Annotated in this window: 17 protein-coding genes; 3 read left to right on the top strand and 14 right to left on the bottom strand. The window is 71.7% G+C overall.

All coding sequences use genetic code 11. The features are described 5' to 3' along the window. Positions 1-32 precede the first annotated feature (32 nt). Complete coding sequence (locus ACWCYY_RS10970; protein WP_449795733.1) at positions 33-839, top strand: hypothetical protein; 807 nt, start codon at positions 33-35, stop codon at positions 837-839. Positions 840-1,231: 392 nt separating this feature from the next. On the opposite strand, the gene ACWCYY_RS10965 is transcribed toward ACWCYY_RS10970, so the two are convergent. Beyond that, positions 1,232-2,092, bottom strand: coding sequence for a DUF5655 domain-containing protein (locus ACWCYY_RS10965; RefSeq protein ID WP_449795732.1), 861 nt, complete (start codon positions 2,090-2,092; stop codon positions 1,232-1,234). Between the two features lie 408 nt (positions 2,093-2,500). Then, a complete protein-coding gene (locus tag ACWCYY_RS10960) occupies positions 2,501-2,887 on the bottom strand; it encodes a hypothetical protein (protein WP_449795731.1) in 387 nt (128 codons plus the stop codon). 221 nt (positions 2,888-3,108) lie between these two features. On the opposite strand from ACWCYY_RS10960, the gene ACWCYY_RS10955 reads away from it, so the two are divergent. Next, positions 3,109-4,803 (top strand): DUF7380 domain-containing protein, encoded by a 1,695-nt coding sequence (locus ACWCYY_RS10955; protein ID WP_449795730.1) that lies wholly within the window; start codon positions 3,109-3,111, stop codon positions 4,801-4,803. Positions 4,804-5,391: 588 nt separating this feature from the next. On the opposite strand, the gene ACWCYY_RS10950 is transcribed toward ACWCYY_RS10955, so the two are convergent. From ACWCYY_RS10950 to ACWCYY_RS10925, 6 genes are all read right to left on the bottom strand, one after another. Beyond that, entirely contained in the window at positions 5,392-6,453 is a 1,062-nt protein-coding gene (locus ACWCYY_RS10950; protein WP_449795729.1) for a tyrosine-type recombinase/integrase, read from the bottom strand. 176 nt (positions 6,454-6,629) lie between these two features. Further along, on the bottom strand, positions 6,630-6,923 hold the full coding sequence (locus ACWCYY_RS10945) for a helix-turn-helix transcriptional regulator (RefSeq protein WP_449795728.1): 294 nt from the start codon (positions 6,921-6,923) through the stop codon (positions 6,630-6,632). 168 nt (positions 6,924-7,091) lie between these two features. Next, a complete protein-coding gene (locus ACWCYY_RS10940) occupies positions 7,092-8,342 on the bottom strand; it encodes a DUF3631 domain-containing protein (RefSeq protein ID WP_449795727.1) in 1,251 nt (416 codons plus the stop codon). Between the two features lie 76 nt (positions 8,343-8,418). After that, a complete protein-coding gene (locus ACWCYY_RS10935; protein WP_449795894.1) occupies positions 8,419-9,315 on the bottom strand; it encodes a bifunctional DNA primase/polymerase in 897 nt (298 codons plus the stop codon). Beyond that, the gene (locus ACWCYY_RS10930; protein ID WP_449795726.1) at positions 9,288-9,755 is read right to left on the bottom strand and encodes a hypothetical protein; all 468 of its coding nucleotides are present in this window, start codon (positions 9,753-9,755) and stop codon (positions 9,288-9,290) included. Before ACWCYY_RS10930 ends, ACWCYY_RS10935 begins: the two co-directional genes overlap by 28 nt. Positions 9,756-9,931: 176 nt before the next feature. Then, on the bottom strand, positions 9,932-10,693 hold the full coding sequence (locus ACWCYY_RS10925) for a hypothetical protein (RefSeq protein WP_449795725.1): 762 nt from the start codon (positions 10,691-10,693) through the stop codon (positions 9,932-9,934). A 313-nt stretch (positions 10,694-11,006) separates the two neighbouring features. Here ACWCYY_RS10925 and ACWCYY_RS10920 point away from each other — a divergent pair, with 313 nt between their 5' ends. Beyond that, a complete protein-coding gene (locus ACWCYY_RS10920) occupies positions 11,007-11,939 on the top strand; it encodes an HNH endonuclease (RefSeq protein ID WP_449795724.1) in 933 nt (310 codons plus the stop codon). A 33-nt stretch (positions 11,940-11,972) separates the two neighbouring features. On the opposite strand, the gene ACWCYY_RS10915 is transcribed toward ACWCYY_RS10920, so the two are convergent. The 6 genes from ACWCYY_RS10915 to ACWCYY_RS10890 form a co-directional block, all read right to left on the bottom strand. After that, positions 11,973-12,620, bottom strand: a complete 648-nt coding sequence (locus tag ACWCYY_RS10915; protein WP_449795893.1) for an SAM-dependent methyltransferase — start codon at positions 12,618-12,620, stop codon at positions 11,973-11,975. A gap of 92 nt (positions 12,621-12,712) precedes the next feature. Further along, positions 12,713-13,126 (bottom strand): hypothetical protein, encoded by a 414-nt coding sequence (locus ACWCYY_RS10910; protein WP_449795723.1) that lies wholly within the window; start codon positions 13,124-13,126, stop codon positions 12,713-12,715. Positions 13,127-13,158: 32 nt separating this feature from the next. Beyond that, positions 13,159-13,350, bottom strand: a complete 192-nt coding sequence (locus ACWCYY_RS10905) for a hypothetical protein (protein WP_449795722.1) — start codon at positions 13,348-13,350, stop codon at positions 13,159-13,161. Positions 13,351-13,584: 234 nt separating this feature from the next. Then, entirely contained in the window at positions 13,585-15,720 is a 2,136-nt protein-coding gene (locus ACWCYY_RS10900) for a hypothetical protein (protein WP_449795721.1), read from the bottom strand. A gap of 94 nt (positions 15,721-15,814) precedes the next feature. After that, positions 15,815-17,434, bottom strand: coding sequence for a hypothetical protein (locus tag ACWCYY_RS10895; protein ID WP_449795720.1), 1,620 nt, complete (start codon positions 17,432-17,434; stop codon positions 15,815-15,817). A gap of 84 nt (positions 17,435-17,518) precedes the next feature. Beyond that, entirely contained in the window at positions 17,519-17,908 is a 390-nt protein-coding gene (locus ACWCYY_RS10890) for a RapZ C-terminal domain-containing protein (RefSeq protein ID WP_449795719.1), read from the bottom strand. Positions 17,909-17,918: the final 10 nt, after the last annotated feature.

Raw genomic sequence — 17,918 nt, 5'->3', positions numbered from 1 at the left:
ACGCAGCCCACCACCCGCATGCCCAGCGCATCATGATCCGCGGCCTCCTCGACAGCCCCAGCGGATACAGCGCCCTCACCATCGCGGTGACCCGCGGCGAACTCCGCGACGCCGCACTCGCCGCCGTCCGCACGCTCGTTGAGCACGAGATCGACACAGGCCGGCCCTGGCCCGCCGAGGCGGCACGGTGGCTCAGCCGCGCCAACGCCGACTGGCAGACGAGCGCCACTCTGGCCAACGATCTTTCGTGGTACGCCCGCAGTCGGCGCAACAGCGCTCTCGTCCACCTCACCGGTACCGACCACCTCGCCCAGCCCGGAACCGACCGCGCTCACGCCCAGGCGCTCCGACACATCCGCCTCGCCAGCCTGCGCTTCGACTTCCGGTGCCGCAGCATCCAGCAACTCCTCGACCAGGTCCCGGAGCGCGAGCGCGCCCGCTGGGATCCGTACACCCGCGCACTCGCCGCCTTCGCCCTCCTCGGGCGCTCCGCTCCCGGTGCCCTTGACGCCATGAACCGCAGCCTCACCGAGGCCGGCGACAACCCCCAGGTGTGCCACGCCCTGCTCCACGGCCTATGGCTGGGCGACGGGCTGCCCGACCAGGCCGAGCACATCCTGAAGCTGGCCGCCTGGCCCGCCTTCCAGGACACCGACCCGGTCATGCTCTTCCGCTCCGCCACCGCCTGGCGGAGCCTCGGACGCCGAGCCGAGGCCCTTGCGGCGATCGACAGCGCCCTCGACGCCCTGGCCCCGGACCAGCCCGACGTCCATGCCGATTTCGTCCGCGAACGCACGCTGATCACCGCGCTGACCCACGAACCGCAGCACGACCGCTGACCCAGTCCGACGCCGGCCTACACCCGGAGTCCCACCCTTCACACAGAGGCCCACCATCGAACAGCCGCACCCCCAGGACCTTCAGCCCACCGCCCCCGACCCGTACCTCGCCGGAGGTGAGGAAGGCAGGAAGTACCAGCGCGCTCTGAGCCGCTGGGCCGCCCGCCGCGCCCACATCCAGCAAGCGCTCAACCCTTCCCCTAACCGCCGCACGAGCGAATCGCCCGTCACCGCACCACCCCCACCGTCGCGCCCACGCAAGCGGTGACCACCTCCCGAACCCGCTCGGTACCCCACAGAACACCCGGGCCAGCCCCGGGGATCCAGGACTTCACCGAGCAACGGCGATGGGCCGTGCCCCCCTCGGGGCACGGCCCATCGCCGTCAACGGATCACGCAGCTGCGGCGTAGCTCGTGCGCAGCAGCGTCATCGACCGATCGAGGTCCTCCACCGAGCCGATGCGGACCTCAAGCTCGCCCGTCCCGAGGTGCCCAATTCTCCGGACGTCCCGGGTCCAGCCCGGAACCAGCTGGACCGTCGTCGGGTCGACGCGCAGGAAGACGACCAGAGCCTGCGCCTGCGCCAACACCCGAACGCAGGCGAAGTTCCGGCGGCGGCGGTAGGCGACGTAGTGCTGCAGTGGAACAGCATGGCCCTCACCCAGGTCGAGCAGGCGAGCGTCAAGCTCGTCGTACAGCCTGCGGACCTCGCCGCCGGCCTGCGCGAGCACGTCGGCGACCGTCCGGCGGCTGGCCGAGGCCGGCCGCGCAAGCTCCGCACGCCGTCCCGGTGGGGAGCCGCAGCCGCCAGCGACCGACGCCGCCAACTCCAGCGTCACCAGGTCGTCCCCGTAGCGCCGGTAGACCATCATGTCGATCCGGTGGTGGGACATCCCGGCCGCCGCCAGGTCGTAGCGGGTGAAGTCCGCCGCGATGCAGACCACCCGCGGGTTGCTCCAGTCCACCTGCTCGGCGGCCCCGGCACCGAGTTGCTGCTCGACGAGCGCCTCGAACTCGCTGTGGTGCTCCACCAGCCACGAGAGGTAGAACAGCCCCTGTGCGAGGACGGACTCGCTGCTCGTACGCTTGTACTCGATCAGGACCGGGCTGCCGTCCTCGTCCAGGCCGAGACTGTCGATCCGGCCCCGGTGCACCGGACCGGTCCAGTACTCGGTCGCCAAGAAGCGGACACCTCCCAGCATCGCCTCCATGTTCGCCTCCACGAGAGCCTGGAGGTGGCACTCCAGCTCCACGGTGTCACCCTCGACACGACGAACATCCCCATCAGAAACGCGGAACACCTGCAGACCCGCCACGTACCCCCCAGCACACCATCCGCCGGCCCGCCCGGCGATGGACAGGACAAGATACATGCCAAAAGTCGGACAATCTAGCGCTTGTTGCGTTTATCGCACTTTGTGCCAGTGGGGAATAGAGGCCGCCGGTGGGCCGCCGTTCTCGACGGCCACTCCGGTTCTCAGGCGGTGGTACTGATGACGCGCCGGCCGAACTGCCAGTGGCCGCGTTCGAGTTCGCATCGGGCCGGGTAGCGGGTTAGGACGACGAGGACTTCGGTCATCTGTGCCGTGTGCCCGCTGTTGGCTCTCGCCGGGGTCCCGCGTTCTGCTACCCGCCACAGGTAGCGTGCAGGCCCGCGCCAGCTACAGTGCGGCGGGTTCCGCGTCGGCCTCGGCGGCTTCCCACGGCAGGACGACCTGCTGGGGCATCTGCGACAGCATCTGCACCAGGTCGGGGCGGTGCAGGGAGTGGCCGGACGCCAGGAGTAGCCGGACGTACGCGTCCAGCACCCGCAGCAGTTCCTCGGGCACGCCGAGCTGAGCCGGAGCCTCCCAGACACCGCTGAGCGCCCTGTCCGCCCTCTCACCGGTCACGCGGAAGAGCGAGTGCCGGTCCCAGGCGGCCATGCGCTGCAGGGCGCCCCGGCCGCTCCGGCCGTTGCCGCCCATCAGGCGGTTGCCGGCCAGCTCCAAGGCCCGGACCACCGCCATCTCGGATACCGCGACCACCACTGCCGTCGGCTGAGCCATCACGTCCCCTTCGACTGCACACTCCTCGCGCCCGGCTGCACCCCCGCAGACGGGCGACCATTTCTGACGCAACGTCAAATGCTAGCCCATCCGGGAAAAGTGGACGAATCGGCGCAACTTCCACCACTACGCTGCGTCGAGTACCAGTCGGCCTGCGATGCGGCTCCCGCGCGTCCGTCCGGCCCCGGACGCCGCCTGGGGGACCTCTCGGAGAGGAAGCCATGAACACGATCGACGATGCGACACTGGCCGCTCTCAACGCGGCCTCCCGAGGCTTCGTGCTGTACCCCGACATCTCCGCGGTGTTGGGCGCCGCGTCGAAGGAGGAAGCCAGCGAACTGGACGAGGAGCACGTCGAGGTGCTCCGAGCCGCGTGCCTGTTCCACCTGCGCACCGACGGCACCTTCGTCGGCGACTACATGGGAGCTGGACCGCCGCCGTTGCCCCGTGAGCTGTCCGGGGTCAGCGAGCGGACGATCGAGATCTGGGCCGCGTACGCCGAGGAGGCCGACCACCCGGGTGTTCGGGGCCGCCTCCACGACCTCCTGCAAGCCGTCAGCTCCGGCCGCCTCAGGATCGACCATCTCCGCGCGGCGGTGGTGGCCTACGCCGAGTCGGCGGAGTGGTTCGAGGCGGCCCCCCAGGCGTCGAGCGGCAGGATGCGCGCGGCGAACGCGCTGGTGCGCGCGTTCGAACTCGCCCTCTCGGTAAACCTGGCCTCCACCGCAGACATCGCCGCGACGATGGTCGAGAAGGCCAACGCGGAGATGGACCGGGGCGACGAGGCCCCCGGCTTCGTGGGCGCCCTCCTCGACCCGCTCGTGGAGCGGCCCAAGTGGCACGCCCACGCCCTGCCCGTCGCGGAGCGCGCGGCCGAGCACTATCGGCGCGACCCCCACGTCCGGGCGTCCTTCCTACGCGACCTCGCCACCGCCACCAAGGGTGACACCGACGGCGTCGAGCGGATCAACCGCGCTATCGCCGGCACCTACACCGACGCCGCCGACAAGGTCACCGGCATCGCGAAGCTGATGCTGCTCACCGAGGCCGCCGTGTACGCCCGGGACAAGGGCCTCGCCGACCTGCACACGGACATCCGCATGCGGCAGCAGGCACTGTCCCGCGAGGACCTGGGGCTCCAGAAGGTCCGCTTCGACGCCGACCTGCCGGAGGAACTCTTCGCCGCAGCCGACACGTACATCGACAAGGCCGAGGATCTACAGGACGCGCTCCAGCGCATCGCCAGCCACCTGGCGCCTTCGCAGGCCCAGCCGGCGGCCGAGGACGACGAACAGGGCTTCCTCCGCCTCGACACGAACCGGATCAACACCGCCGGCCCCGTCCTCGTCCACAGCGCCGGGCGGCCGGAAGATCCCGCACACACTCGCCGTGTCCTCCACCTCGAACTCACCGGCATCCTGGTCAGCCGCCAACTGGACCGGCTCTGGGAGCGCTTCGAGCCCAGCCTCCGGGAGATGGCGGCGCTGCTCACCCACCCGGTGGCCCTTCCCCCGAAGCACGCCAGGCTGCTCGCCCGCGCCTTCCAGTTCTACTGGGAGCATGACGAAGTCGCCCCGCTCGTTGCTGTCCCCCCGGTTGAGGGCATCCTGCGCCGCTACCTCCAGCAGCACGAGCCGGTGATCAACCTGGCCAAGGGCGAATCCACCGGCGGCGTCACCCAGCTCGGAGGACTCCTCCGTGCGCTTGCCCAGTCACCCGGTCTGGCCGGGAGCGAGTGGGCCCCGAGCTTCCTTCTGCTGCTCGCTGACCCGGCCGCGGGACCCAACCTCCGAAACTCCATCGCGCACGACCTGTGGGAGACGCTCCCTCCGCGCCACCAAGTGGCGATGGTCCTGCTGGCCGCGCTGATCCTTCTCCGCGCGGCGTCCACCGGTTCGATCGGCGGAGCGGAGTGAAACCCCTTCGGCCACCGAGCCAGCGGCGCCGTCTGCCTAGCTGGCCGACGCCCTTGTACACACCCGCCAGCAACGGGCCGTGCGAGCTGACGGCCGGCATGGATGACCATCGTCCAGGGATTTCGAGATTCGCCCGACTCGAATTCAGCAAAATATCCACACTATTCGGAGCTCTGACGTCACCTCCGGCAGTTCCACGAATTCACCCAGCGCTCATGCCGTGGGCACCTCAGCACCGAGTTGGTATTACTTTTTCGGTGGCCCTTCCATCACGGGCGCCGCAGATCTACGATGGAGCCATGGACGGAGCGGCGAAGCAGGCAGGCAGGGGTCGCATGGGCCTTGACCTGGGGACCAGCTGGGGACCACACGTCCTGCGCGCGACCGCGCGAGGTACGCGCAGCGCCTTTGTCTGCACACGCACGACGCGCAGCTGGGCGCATTCCGAGCGGAAATAGGAAAGCGTTACTTAACTGGGGGTCAAGGGGTCGCAGGTTCAAATCCTGTCGTCCCGACAGCGATGTCGGAAGCCCCGCTGACTGGACGAAAGTCCAGGCCAGCGGGGCTTTTTCCGTTTCTGGCGCAGCGTCAGCGCACCAGCCGCAGGTGCCGCCCCTCGGAGGGCTGCGGGACCAGCGCGGGACCAACTGCCTCCCGCTGGCCGCTCAGGTGAGCGCTCAGGGCCTCCCCCGCCCGCTCGATCGACTGCTGGTCCGGGTGGAGGTACCGCTGAGTGGTCGTCAGCGATCCGTGCCCGGCAATCTTCCGCAGGACGTGCACCGGGACGCCGGCGTCGGCCATCCACGTCAGGCCGGTGTGGCGGAGGTCGTGACGGCGCAGGTGCTCGTAGCCGAGCTTGACGACCATCTCGTCCCAGTGGGTGGCATCGCGGAGGACGGCCGTGGTGATCCGGCCGCCACGGGGGCCGGTGAAGAGCCGGGCCATCGGGTCCTTGCTGATCACGGCGAGGCGGCCGGCCACCAGGTCCCGGATCTCCGGGATCAGCGGGACCGTACGCCGGCGCTTGCCCTTGGTGCCCTTGTCCACCAGCCCACCGGGTGCGGTGGTGGTCTGGCGGCACAGGTCCCAGGTCCAGCGGTCTGGGTTGATGTCCTTACGGCGGACTCCGGAGACCTCGCCGATCCGGGCCGCGGTGCAGGCGGAGAAGCGCACGACGTCGCCCCAGCCGCCGAACTCGCCGTGCGAGCGTAGGACCAGGGCGTTTGCGAGCGTGTCGAGCGCGTCCCAGTCCTTCAGCGCCAGCGAGCGGGGGTCGTCCAGCTCGTCCTCGGCCTTGTGGTACTCGCGCTGCCAGCCGCTGACCTTGGCCGGGTTGATCTCGATGAGGCCGTCCCGGACGGCCTGCTCCATGATGCGGACGAGCATGGCGAGGGTGTTCTTCACGGTGGAGCGGCCGGCCTCGTCGGCGATCCAGCCATAGACGGCTCGGTCCACCACGCCGTTCGTGATCGCGGTCGGCAGGATGTGGCCGATCGTCGGCACGATCCGCAGGCGCCATCCCGCGAGGTACGGGTCACGGGTCTTCAACTCCAGCCCGCGTAGGGCCAGTTCCATCACCGACTCGCCGTACTCGGCGAGCGTCAGCGTCGCCGTGTCCGGGGTGACCCCGCGAGACGCGAGCTTCAGCATGTCATCGATCCACTGCTCGGCCGAATCGCTCGTCGGCAGATTCTCGGACCGGCTGGGCCGGGTGCCGGTGGCCGGGTCGGTCCAACGGACCCGAGCACGGTACGGGTTCGTGTACTGGGGCCGGAACTCGATGTCGGTCGAGAGCCTGACCCCGATCGGCGGGAGGTGCTGGGGCATCAGGCGACCTCTCCGGGGACGACACGGCGGGAGCGCAGCCACTCCTGCACGTCGGGGATGCTGTAGGACGTGACGCGGCTGCTCATCCGCACGAAGGGCGGCCCCTCCGGCGGGGTCGAGGTCCGCCAACGGCGGAGGGTCGACGGGTCGACGTCGATCAGCTCGGCCACCTCCTCAGTGGTGTACCAGCCGCCGTGGAGGAGGCCACCCTGCTGCCCGGCCTCCGGTCGGTTGCGCGTCAGCATCTCAAGCAGGACAGCGACCTGGTCCATCGTCAGCGTCGAATCGGACAACCTGGCGTTCCTCTCCGTGGGTGCAGAGCTCTGGCGGATTGTCGAGGCGTCTACGGGCATGACCTCACCCTTGTTCTCTGAGGGCCGCTACCGCCGCTACTCCGCTACCTCGCAGGTCAGCGGGGGTGCGGCGGTAGCGGATGGTGTAGCGGTAGCGGATCGGACCGGTCAGCCGAGGGTGGCGAAGTCGGCGCGGTCCGGAGCGCCCGGAGTGGGCTCGGTATCCGCTACCGCTACCTCTTCCGCTACCGGGAAGAGGGCCCTGACCTGGGCGGTAGCGGATGTAGCGGTGGTAGCGGCCTCTCCGGGGATGTCCGGGCAGTAGCGGGTCCAGGCGTCGGTGAGGTCGTGGGCGTAGTAGCCCTTGGCGACGGCTCCGCCGATCTTCATGTTGCGGGGTTTGATCGGGTCGCCGGTGGCGGTGACGTACTCGCCGATCAGCTTCGCCAGGGTGCGGCTGGTGAGCGGGCGGCCGTCGAGGTCGGCCCACGGGGCATCGTCCATCGCGGTGAGGCGCTCCAGGGCGGTCGCGGTGGTGAGCCGGTCGGCTCCGGCGAAGACGTCGCGCAGGTCAGAGAGGAGGCGGATGCCGGTGCTGCCCTTGTCGTTGGCCTTGGCGGCGTTGACGAGGTAGTGGCAGGCGGCACGGGCGCGCTCGGGCCAGTGACCGCCAGCGGCCTCGGCGACGGCGAGCAGCGGCTCCCACACGTCGGCGGGGCGGTCGGTGACGCCCTCGGGCAACTCGGGCCAGGCGTCCACCAGGTGCTCGCGCACGCCGTCAGCCCAGGTGGCGAGCCGATCGCGCAGAGCGTGGCCCTCGGGCTCGTTGGTGCGCTGGCGGAACGGCTCCACGCTCTCGTTGGGTGCGCGGCGGCGCATCCGGATGACGACGGAGCGGCTCATGATGGTGTCGGGCAGGTCGCCGAGGCCACCGAGGGCGAGGGCGGAGTAGACGGGGAACTTCTGGACGACGTGGGTGTCGCCCTCGCGCACGGAGCGGACCACGCCGCCGGTGCGGCGGTAGCCGGCGTTGATGAGGCCGCGCAGGTCTTCGTTCCCGCTGGCGGCGGCGCCGAAGACGGTGTCGACCTCGTCGAACAGCACGGTGGGGCGGGCGTCGGCGCTGCTGACGGAACGGAACAGGGCCGAGGCGCTGATGTCCACGACGGTGAGCGGGCGGGGCACCAGGGTCTCCACGATCTCCAGGGCGCGGGTCTTGCCGCTGGCGGGCTCCGGGGACAGGAACGCCAGGCGAGGGGTGGCCTCGAAGCAGTCCATCAGGTGCGCGTGGGCGTCCCACAGGACCACGGCGACGTAGGCGTGCTCGCTGGGGAAGATGTTGAACCGGCGGTGGTGGGCCTCGATGGCGTCGAGGAGGTCGGCGCCGTTCTCGGGCGCGTCGGGGGTGGGATCGGTCATGCTGGTTCTCTCCGTTCGTTGGGGCGGAGCCCAGGGGCGGCCGGATCTCTTGCCGGAGAGGCCGCCCCTTGGGCGTTCAGCGGGAGTTGGCGAAGCCGCGGGCTACGGCCCGGGCGGCGTAGGCGCGCGGCACGCCGACGGATTCGGCGGCGCGGATCAGCTCGGCTGCGATGGTGTCGAGGTCGCAGGGGCCGGGGCAGTCGCGGTGCCGGGAGGCGAGGAAGCTGGCCGCGCCGAAGGTGGCGCTGCCGGCGCCGAACTGGTGGTGGCCTCGGATGCGCTCCACGCCGCGTTCCAGGCCGGTTCGGAGGTAGCGCTCGGTGTGGCGGCAGCCGCCCGTCGTTGAGCTCGACCACCCGCCGACCGGGGTGGAAGACACCAACGCCCCCGACTCGGCGGCGGGGTTGGTGTCTTGCCTTTCCACCAGCGCACGGACCGCTTCGGGCAGGTCAGCGAGGGTACCGGTACCGAAGCCGAGCCAACGGACGTACTGCATAAGGGACTTGATGTCCACGCCGGGCCGCACAGCGTTGGAGGAGCGCATCGTGCCCCGGTAGATCCAGTGCTCACCCCGGGTGGTGGGCACCGTGACCGTGGCAGGCAGGGTGGCCCGGGCCCAGGCGACGGCGTCGGCGGAGTCGAGATCCACCACCGTCACCCCGGCCCCGCCGGGGTGGTAGGCGACGGCTTCGGCCTGCCGCCACGCCCGTGCCCACGCCCGGCTGGTCAGGATGGCGGGGTCGGTGGTGGCGGCGGCCCAGCCGTGGCAGGGGCGCGGGCACGTGCAGGGCCCGGGGTTCAGCATGTTCGGCCGGCCACCGCACACGAGGTCCGTGCAGTCGTCGCAGTTGCCCATCGTGGCCTTGCCCGCCCGCAGCGGCAGCACGGGCAGGCCGGTGCGGGCGAGGTCGAGGGCAAGCCGCAGCAGGGGTGGTGTGTCGCCGGTCAGAACGGCGGCTCCTGGCTGTAGCAGACGTTGCTGATCCGTCGGCGGGGCCACGGGATGCTGATGACGGGCTTGTCGGGAAGGCAGGGGCAGTCCTCCCACCAGCCGTCTTCCTCGTGGCCGTCGTAGTAGCCGCCTTCACCGCCGCAGGTCGGGCAGTCGGGGTTGGGCAGGCGGTAGAGGCCGATGTGCGGGCGCGGCCAGACATCGTAGTGGATGGTGAGCCGCACGCGGGCGAGCCGGTCGTTCAGGGTGGGCCTGGTCCCCTGCCGGCGGTAGCGCCACGGGATGCTGACCAGCGGCTTGGCGGGCAGGCAGAGCCAGGGGTGCGTCACCGTGAGGGGCACGGGGCCGTTGCACTCCGGGCAGTTGGGGTCCGGGAAGCGGTAGAGCGCGAGGTGCGGGCGCGGCCAGACGTTGCAGCGGATGGTGAGCGGCACGCGGAGCCGGGGTCGGTAGCTCTTCAACGTGGGCTTCTCTCTGTGGAGTTGTGGGGTTGGCTTCGGCGCAGACCTTGTGGGAGGGCCTGCGCTGGTCGTCGCGGAGCGGGGTGGGCCTGCCGCACCAGCGGCACGGCAGGTCCCGGGTCCGGTCGAAGTGACTGGCGTCGCGCCAGTCGAGCAGCGCCACGGCCCCGCCCTGGTCAGAGGGTCAGGTCGATGACCATCGCGGTGGCGTTGTCGGCGCCGGGACCGGCGGCCTTGATGGCCAGGGCGGTGAGCTGGTCGGCGACGTGCTCGGCGGTACCGGCGAGGACCGGGGCGGGGAAGGAGCGGGCGTGCCCGGCGGAAGCGGGCAGGGCACCGGCGTCGAGGGTGCCGGCGCTCTCGTGCGGGAGGTAGACGCCGTCGGAGAGCAGGACCAGGCGGCGGGTGCCGGGGTAGGGGCCGAGGTGCACCTTCATGTGGCCGATCTCGCCGTTCAGGTGGCACAGCGAGCTGGTGAGGTGGTCGTGCGCGTCGGGCTCGGGGGCCTGGCCCCTGCGGCGCTGGTCGGCGGCCTCGTTGTGGTCGAGCGTGAGCAGGGTGGCCCGGCCGCGTTCGACGGTGTAGCCGCGGCAGTCACCGGCCCAGCCAACGTGCAGGATGCCGGTGGTGGCCAGGACGGCGACGATCGCGGCGGCGTCGGCGGGCCAGTCCTCGGGGTGGTCGAGGTGGGCGCGCTCGGCGCGGAGGACGGGACGGGCGAGGCAGATCGCCTCGGCGGGGTCACCGAGGCCGGCGGCGGTGGCGGCCAGGGCGCGGGCGGCGCCGGGGGTCCAGGTGGCGGTGTGCTCGCGGTCGCCGATCCCGTCCAGCAGGACCCACGCGGTGTGGCCGGTGATCGGGTTGTGGTGGTGGGCGGTGGCGTCGGCCTGGTGGGTGCGGTCGCCGGTGTGCTGGGAGACGCTGAATGCGGTGTCCACGAAGTTGCTCCTCGGGCTGTGGGCTGGACGGTCCAGCTCCCCTCACCACCCACCCGGCGGGGTGGGTGGTGAGGGGAGCCGCCGTACGGCGGTCAGCAGCCGGGAGCTCCGGGCGGAGTGCTCACGCCGCGGCTGTGTGTGTTGCAGCAGCGTGCCGGGGGCTGAAGCACAGAACCTCCATGGCAGTTGAAGGAGAGGAGAGGACCCCTGTCGCGGGCTGGCCCCAAGGGGAGTGTCCGAACGGTCGGCTAGGTTGGCCGTGCTGCGGGCACCAGGCCGTGGCACGGTGAAGGTGCGGCAGGAGGAGAGCACGGTGGCGGGGACTGCGTGGTTGGTGCTGGCGCTGGGGGACGACCGTTCGCACGGCGGTAACGATGGCTACGATGACGATCCGGCCAGCCACTACAGCTGGGACGAGACCGTCCCCAACCACGGCAACCTGAACAAGGGCGACGTCATCGTCCTGTGGGACGCCAAGAGCCTGATCGGCATCTCGGTGATCGAAAGCATCGACACCAAGCGGGCACCCAAGCTGCGCTACACCTGCCCGACCTGCGGCAAGGCTGACTTCAAGGGCCGGAAGAAGAAGACCCCGACTTACCTGTGCAACCAGTGCGGCGCCGAGTTCGACGAGGCCAACTCCCGCACTGAGCAGGTCATGACCTACCGCTCGAACCATGCCGCTGGCTGGCAGGCCATGCCCGGCGCCCTGACCGGGAATCAGCTGCGGGCGCTGTGCGACTCACCCAAGTCGCAGCTGTCCATGCGCCGCATGGAGTGGGCCAAGTTGAAGGCCGCCATCGAGGCGACCACCGGCGTGGAGGCCGCGGTCACCGTCACCGAGGCGACCCTCGAACTCGTCGGCGGCCACCGCACCAGCACCGCGCGGGTCCGGATCGGCCAAGGCGCCTTCCGCACCGCCCTGCTGGAGCGCTACAAGGACAACTGCGCCTTCACCGGCCCCGCACCCAAGGCCGTCCTCGAAGCAGCCCACCTCTACAGCTACGCCGCCACCGGCAAGCACAACGCCGGCGCCGGACTGCTGCTGCGGCGCGACGTCCACCGCCTCTTCGACATGGGCTTCATCGCGGTGCACCCGGTCACGCACACCATGGACCTGGCCGCGGAGCTGCTCGCGTACGAGACCTACGCCCCGCTGCACCAGCAGAAGGTCCTCGCCGAACTCGGCAAGGACCACATCCGGTTCCTCGCCGAGCACTGGGACATCCACCGCGGCACCACCTGACAGACAGCCCGGCCCGCCAGCAGAGAGAACCAGCTAGCAGAGGGAAGCCGTCAGCTGGGCGAGGGCTTGGCGGCCGATCAGTTCGGTGTACGCGGGCGGGATCGCCTCGCGCAGGCCGTCCCGGGTGGCCCACGGCATGCCCATCACGGCTTCGCTCCGGGCGAGGGGGACGTTCGAGAAGTTGCCGACGACGTGCATGAACTCGCCCTCGCCGACGGGGCGGCCCATCTTGGCGGTGCGGGCGGTGTGCTCCGGGTGCGCGGGCGGGGTGAGCCGGAGTCCGCCGCCGGTCTCGAACAGGCGGTGGCGGTAGGTCCGCAGGCCGAACGCGGCCCCGCAGAGCATCACCGGGTTCCGGAGTTCCTCCCGGGCCTCCTCCACGTTCTCGATCACCCACGGCCGCCCGGTGGCTTCGAGGGCGGTGCGGGTGGGGGCGATTAGGTCGGGATGCTCGCGCTGGCGGATCTTCTGGCAGCGGGTGTAGCGCTGGCACGGCGGCGAGGCGTGGACCAGGCCGAAGAGGTGCCCGTACTCGGCGATGAACGCGACCGCGTCCCCCTGCACGAACTCGAAGGGGTAGCGGTGCTGTTCAGCCTGGTCAATACCGAGGACGCGGTATCCGGCGAGGTGGTAGCCCATGCCGGCGCCACCCTGACAGCAGAACGCGTCCAGGACGACCATGCCGTTCCAGGGCCGGGCGGGCAGCCAGTCAGCGGCAGGGCGGGCGTTGAACGGCGGAGCGATGACGGTGGTCACGCGGGCTCCCCTTCCGGTCAGCGGTTGCGGTTGGAGACGTTGACGTGCACGTTCACCGCACCCCGGCCCGAACTGCCGCCGCCGTGCTGGTTCTTGATGAGCCAGAGCAGGGCGAGTGAGGCGGCGATGAGGCCGAGGCCGGTGGTGGCTGCGGCGACGGCCTGGAGGAGGAAGCCGAGACCGGCGCCGGCGGCGCCAATGCCGACCCCTCCGCACAGCAACCGGGCGGGCCAGGGGTCCCGCCCGCTCTCGGCCGGGTACGGCACCGGCTGATGGACGGCGGCCGGGTGGATCACGTGCGGCCGGTGCACCGGGACCAGCCGCGGTGCCGGGCCCGGCAGGTAGACGCTCTGACCGGCCGGCACCAGCTGGTACCCGTCGGCCGTGAGGTAGACCGGGCCGGCGGGCGCGTGGTGGGTGGTGTGGTCCATGTCGGTTCTCCTTCGGGCTCGGTGAGGCCAGGTCAGCTGGCGGAGGAGATGGCGTGCAGGAGGGCGTCGAAGAAGGTGCGGATGGGTCCGGCGGCGCCGGTGGAGGCGAGGAAGAAGCCGGTGGAGACGAGCGCGAACGCGGTGGGCACAGACACGGCGCGGGCCCGTATCTGAAGGACGCTGATGGCCCCGAAGAGCAGGACGGCGCTGATGGAAACGATCACGATGGGACCTCTTTCCGGAGGCTGAGCGAGAGAGTGAGGAGCCCCGCCCGGTGTGGCCCGGGCGGGGCTGCGGTGCCTGTCATCCGGCCTGTCACCGGGCCTGTCTGTCACCTGTCGCCTGTCACCTGTCTGTCACCTGTAATCCGCAGGTCAAAGGGGGGATTTCAGGTTTCGGAACGCTCTGGGCACCCCTATGCCGGGGCGGTGGGACAGGTGACAGGCGTCGGGTGCCGGCTACTGGCCGGTGGCGTGCCGGCGGTGGACGTAACGGGTCTTGCTGCCCTCTCCGACGCGGACGGCCTCGCCGCTCTCGACCCACGCCTTGAGCCAGTTCTGCAGGACCGGGCGGCGGGTGCCGTAGCTGTCCTTCAGGGCGCGCTCCATGGCGGAGGCGCCGGTGCCCTCGGGCCCGGCAGCGAGCAGCAACGCGAGGGCCGCGTCCTTCGCCCCGGGCTCCTCGACCGGTGCGGGCTCCTCGCGGCCGCTGGTCCAGGTGGCGGGGTCGGACCAGTCGGTCGCGGTGGCCGACGAGGGCTCCTCGGCGGGGGGCAGGAGCCAGATGCTCTCCAGCTCGTCCACCGGCCCGTCCTGGGGGGTGTCCCATCCGGCGGTGGCCCGCCACCGCCGCTCGGACGGAGCCGGACTGGCACTGGCCGAGGCGGAGTTGGCCGCGGCGCCAGGGGCGGCCGGTGCGGTGGCGGTATCGGTGGGGGTGTTCCACAGGTGGCCGCAGCGCGGGAGGGTCCAGCGGTCGGTGTAGTCGGTGCCCGCGGCCTCCAGCGAGGGACCGTCCAGGGCCGGGCGGCGTGCGGCGGTGAGCGCGCAGACCTCCTCGATCTGGCCCGGGGTGATCCGGTACTGGCGAGCCTTGGCGGGCTGCTTGCCGTCGGTGCCGACCAGCAGCGAGCCCGGCCCGGAGAACGAGTCCTCGGCGCTCAGGGCGCGCCAGCCGAAGAGGTGGCCGAGTTCGGAGTCCTCGTAGGCGCCGGTGGCCACGCGGTTGGAGGCCATCTTGCGCACCAGAGGGTCGGGCATGACGTCGGAGGTGACGCGCAGGACGGAGACGACGGCGCGGATCGCCATCGCCCGCGCGATGCGGACGACCTCTGAGACGCCGGCCAGGACGGCGCGGGCCTCGCGGTTGGCCGCGGCTTCGGCGCCCTCGTCCATGACGATGACGATCTCCGGCAGCGTGGGGCCGACGGGGAGCTTGTCGTCGTTGGCGTCACGCATCGCGTCCTGGTAGGCGACCTTGCGGTGCTTGGCGATGCGCACCGCGGCGCCGAGCAACTTCTTGGCCTCGGCCGGGGTGGAGGCGACCCAGTCCACGCCCGGCACCGGGATCTGGTCCTTGGTCCAGCGGGCGCCTGGTCGGTCGGTCTGGGCGTCGTGCCAGGCGTTGAGCCACGGCAGGCCGATCGAGCCGCCGTTGAGGTCGATCACCCACACCAGCGTGTCGTTGGTCTGGTTGAGCAGGGCGATGAGGGTGTGGAGCCAGTTGGTCTTGCCGGAGCCGGTGGGGCCGGTGGCGATGGTGGAGGCTTGCCGCAGGTCCAGCTCCGCCCGCGCCCCGTCCGAGAGCAGCGCGACGGGGAGCGGGTTGTTCACGGTGGTGACCGTGGCCATCTCGGCGACCGGGAAGGGCAGTTCGATCCCGGCCAGGGACTGGGTGGTCACCAGGATCAGCACCCGCCGACGGGAGACGCCGGGCATGACCTGGAGGCCACAGCCCTCGGGAAGATCCAGGTCCGAACCCAGGCCCTCGGCGCAGCCGGTGATGGCCCGTCGGGTGGTGCCGCCCTCGGGCAGCTCGACCTCCAGGGTGTAGCCGGCACCCGAGGGCCAGTGCTCGATGCCGAGGATGGTGACGGCGACGTTGCACACGCGCTGGATGCGGTCGGTCCACTCGGCGGCCAGTTGGCGGCGGGCGCCGATCAGCAGCAGGTGGCGGCGGGCCTCCTGCTCGATCTCCTCGTGCCCGGCCAGCACCGGGGCCAGGCAACCACCCGCGATCCCGGCGACGGCGAGCGCCCCGACCTGCGGCCAGTGCCACGGACCCTCGTTGGCGATGGCCCAGGAGGTCCAGCCGCCGGCGGTGAGCCAGCACGCGGTGCGGAAGGTGAGGGTGGCGGTGGTCAGGCGGCGCCGCGCGGAGGCGAATCCGGTGGCCAGCGCCCCGGCTGCACCAGCCGCGAGCGCCCACCCGGGGGGCATTCCGGTGGCGTGGCCCAGGCTCGCGGCGGCCAGCGCGCCGGAGACGGAGTTGAGGGTGCCGGTCAGCGGGCCGTGGCCGGCCTGCCAGTCCACCCGGTCCATCAGCCCCGGCGTGCCGGTGCGGCGGGTGCGGTTGTTCTTGGTGAGTGAAGTCATCGTGGTGGCCCTCCCGGGGCGAAGACGGCGCCGGGCCGCCCACAGGGTGTGGACGGCCCGGCCAACTGCGGTGCGGGGTTGGTGTCTTGCCTGTTCAGACGTTCCACTTCCGCTCGGCCTCCAGGCCGTTGCGGGGGTTCTCGGTGCGGTCGATGTCGACCTGGTGGGCGCGGCGGTAGGTCGGGGCGACCTCCTCCAGCGCCTGCACGACCTTGCTCATCGCGCGGTAGCCCTCGCCGATCTCCTCCACCACGACCGGCTCCACCGGCAGGCGCTCCATGGCCAGCTCGGTGAGCACCCGCAGGGCCTCCTGGAGGGCGCCGTAGGCGACGGGCAGGTCGGTGATGAGCTGCTCGAACTCGGTCATCTGCTCCGGGTCGAAGGTGGCCGCGGCCTGGAGCAGGACGTCGGCGGCGGAGGAGAGGGAGAAGGCGGGGACGGTCGAACCGGACTGCTGGTCGGACACGGTGAACTCCTTCACGGTGGACTTGCCCAGGGTGATCGGGGACGTAGCCGCTCCGGTCGCGCCGGGGACGGCGCCGGGCTGGTCGGAGCCGGTGGGGCGGTGCGCGGCGGGCCAGTTGACGTTCTCCGCCGGAACCGGCACCGCCGCCGCTCCGGCCGGAGTACCGGGGGCGTCGGTGCCACCGCCGAGGATCGCGGCGTCACGGCGCTCGCGGGCGGCGCGGGCCCGGGAGGACAGGCGGCCCCAGGTGCGGCGCATGTGGGAAGACACCATCCCCCGGTGGCGCCAGTTGCCCACCAGCGCCGACAGCGCGCCGACCCCGGCCGTGGCCAGGACGGCACCGGCCATCCTGGCCCGGTACCGGGCGGCGGAGCGCTTGAGCCGCTTGTGCTGATCAGCCGTCAACCCACCCGCGATGGGAGCCTGCCGACTGGTCCTCCCGGCCCTCCCACCGGAGGCGTTGGCGGGGGTGATGCCGGCGCGGCGCTCGGCCCGCGCCAGACCCTTGTTGAGGCGGGCCTGCTGCCGGGCGGCCCGCTTCTGCTGCCGCAGCTCCGCCCGTTCCCGCCCGCCCCGGTCACCGGTCAGGCGCCCGGCACCGGAGGATGCGGCCCGGTGCGGACGGCTACCGGACGAGGAGACCGGACTGGCCTGGCGATCGGAGCCCCAGCTGACGATGCCACCAGCCGGGTTCCGGCCGGACAGACGATGGCCGGAGCGCCCGGGGCGTTCACGTCGGGTCGAACCGGCCGGGCCGTAGCCGGAGTTCGCGACGCCGGTGCGGCTCTGCGGTCGGTGGGAGGTGGTGGTGCCCTGCTCGAACACGGCGGTGCTCCGTCCCGGGGCGTTGGAGTGGCGGGAGGACTGGGCCGGAACCGAGCCGTACCCGGCGGCCCGGCGCCCGGCCGAAGTCGGACCGTAGGAGCCGCCACCCCGCAGGGCGGTGCCGGCGGCGTGGCGGGCGCGGTGGCCGGCGCCGAACGGCAGGGTGCCGTGCCGGGAGCGGCCGGTTCGGCGGCGGAGTGCGGCGATCCCCGCGGCTGCGGTGGCGGCGGCTCCGGCGGCGGCCAGCGGCAGGGGCCCGGCGACCACCGCGCCAGAGGCGAGACCGGCGGCGGCGTTCGCGGCGGCCACCGCCAGCGGCATGCCCGGGAACGACTGCCCGGCCGGAGCCGGGGCGGCAGTGGCAGGAGCATTGGGGGGTGGTGCGGCGGTGGTGACCTCGACCACGGTCGGGGCATCGGACATGATGCAACTCCAGGTCTCTCGAAGGGACATCTGGAGCCCGGGGCAGCCGGCAAGCTGCCAGGCGTAGGCGGCCGCCCCGGGCACTCAGCGCACGACGATCGGCATCTCCAGGTCCCGGTGGGTCAGGGCCGGGGTGAAGCCGAGGAGGCCGAGCTCGTCAGCGAGCGCATCCACGACGACCGGCGCGCGGTGCCGGCCGCCCGCACAGCCGACCGCGATCAGCAACGGTGCGTCCGCCGGCCCGGCGCTGAACGCCAGGACCGCGAGCGCGAACGCGGTGACCATCTCCCGGATTCCGGCGGTGGCCATCACCGAGGCCTTCACCGGCTCGTCGCGTGCGGTCATCTCCCGCAGTTCCGGGTTCACGTGGGGGTCGCGGAAGTGGGTGCGCAGGTCCAGCGTCAGGTGGGCGCCCTCGGGCGGGGCGCCGTGCAGGTAGCCGAAGCTGACGATCTCGATCACGGGCAGGCTCACGATGTGCTCC

This window comes from Kitasatospora sp. NPDC001664, from assembly GCF_053596675.1.
Note: the sequence above shows the minus strand (reverse complement) of the source record. Positions and strands in the feature narration are given on the sequence as shown.

Bases quoted from the DNA above. Each gene is read 5' to 3' on its own strand.
- ACWCYY_RS10940 (WP_449795727.1), bottom strand. From the start codon at position 8,342: ATGACCGATCCCACCCCCGACGCGCCCGAGAACGGCGCCGACCTCCTC.
- ACWCYY_RS10900 (WP_449795721.1), bottom strand. From the start codon at position 15,720: ATGACTTCACTCACCAAGAACAACCGCACCCGCCGCACCGGCACGCCG.
- ACWCYY_RS10955 (WP_449795730.1), top strand. From the start codon at position 3,109: ATGAACACGATCGACGATGCGACACTGGCCGCTCTCAACGCGGCCTCC.
- ACWCYY_RS10970 (WP_449795733.1), top strand. From the start codon at position 33: ATGATCCGCGGCCTCCTCGACAGCCCCAGCGGATACAGCGCCCTCACC.
- ACWCYY_RS10910 (WP_449795723.1), bottom strand. From the start codon at position 13,126: ATGGACCACACCACCCACCACGCGCCCGCCGGCCCGGTCTACCTCACG.
- ACWCYY_RS10915 (WP_449795893.1), bottom strand. From the start codon at position 12,620: ATGGTCGTCCTGGACGCGTTCTGCTGTCAGGGTGGCGCCGGCATGGGC.
- ACWCYY_RS10960 (WP_449795731.1), bottom strand. From the start codon at position 2,887: ATGGCTCAGCCGACGGCAGTGGTGGTCGCGGTATCCGAGATGGCGGTG.
- ACWCYY_RS10895 (WP_449795720.1), bottom strand. From the start codon at position 17,434: ATGTCCGATGCCCCGACCGTGGTCGAGGTCACCACCGCCGCACCACCC.
- ACWCYY_RS10950 (WP_449795729.1), bottom strand. From the start codon at position 6,453: ATGCTGAAGCTCGCGTCTCGCGGGGTCACCCCGGACACGGCGACGCTG.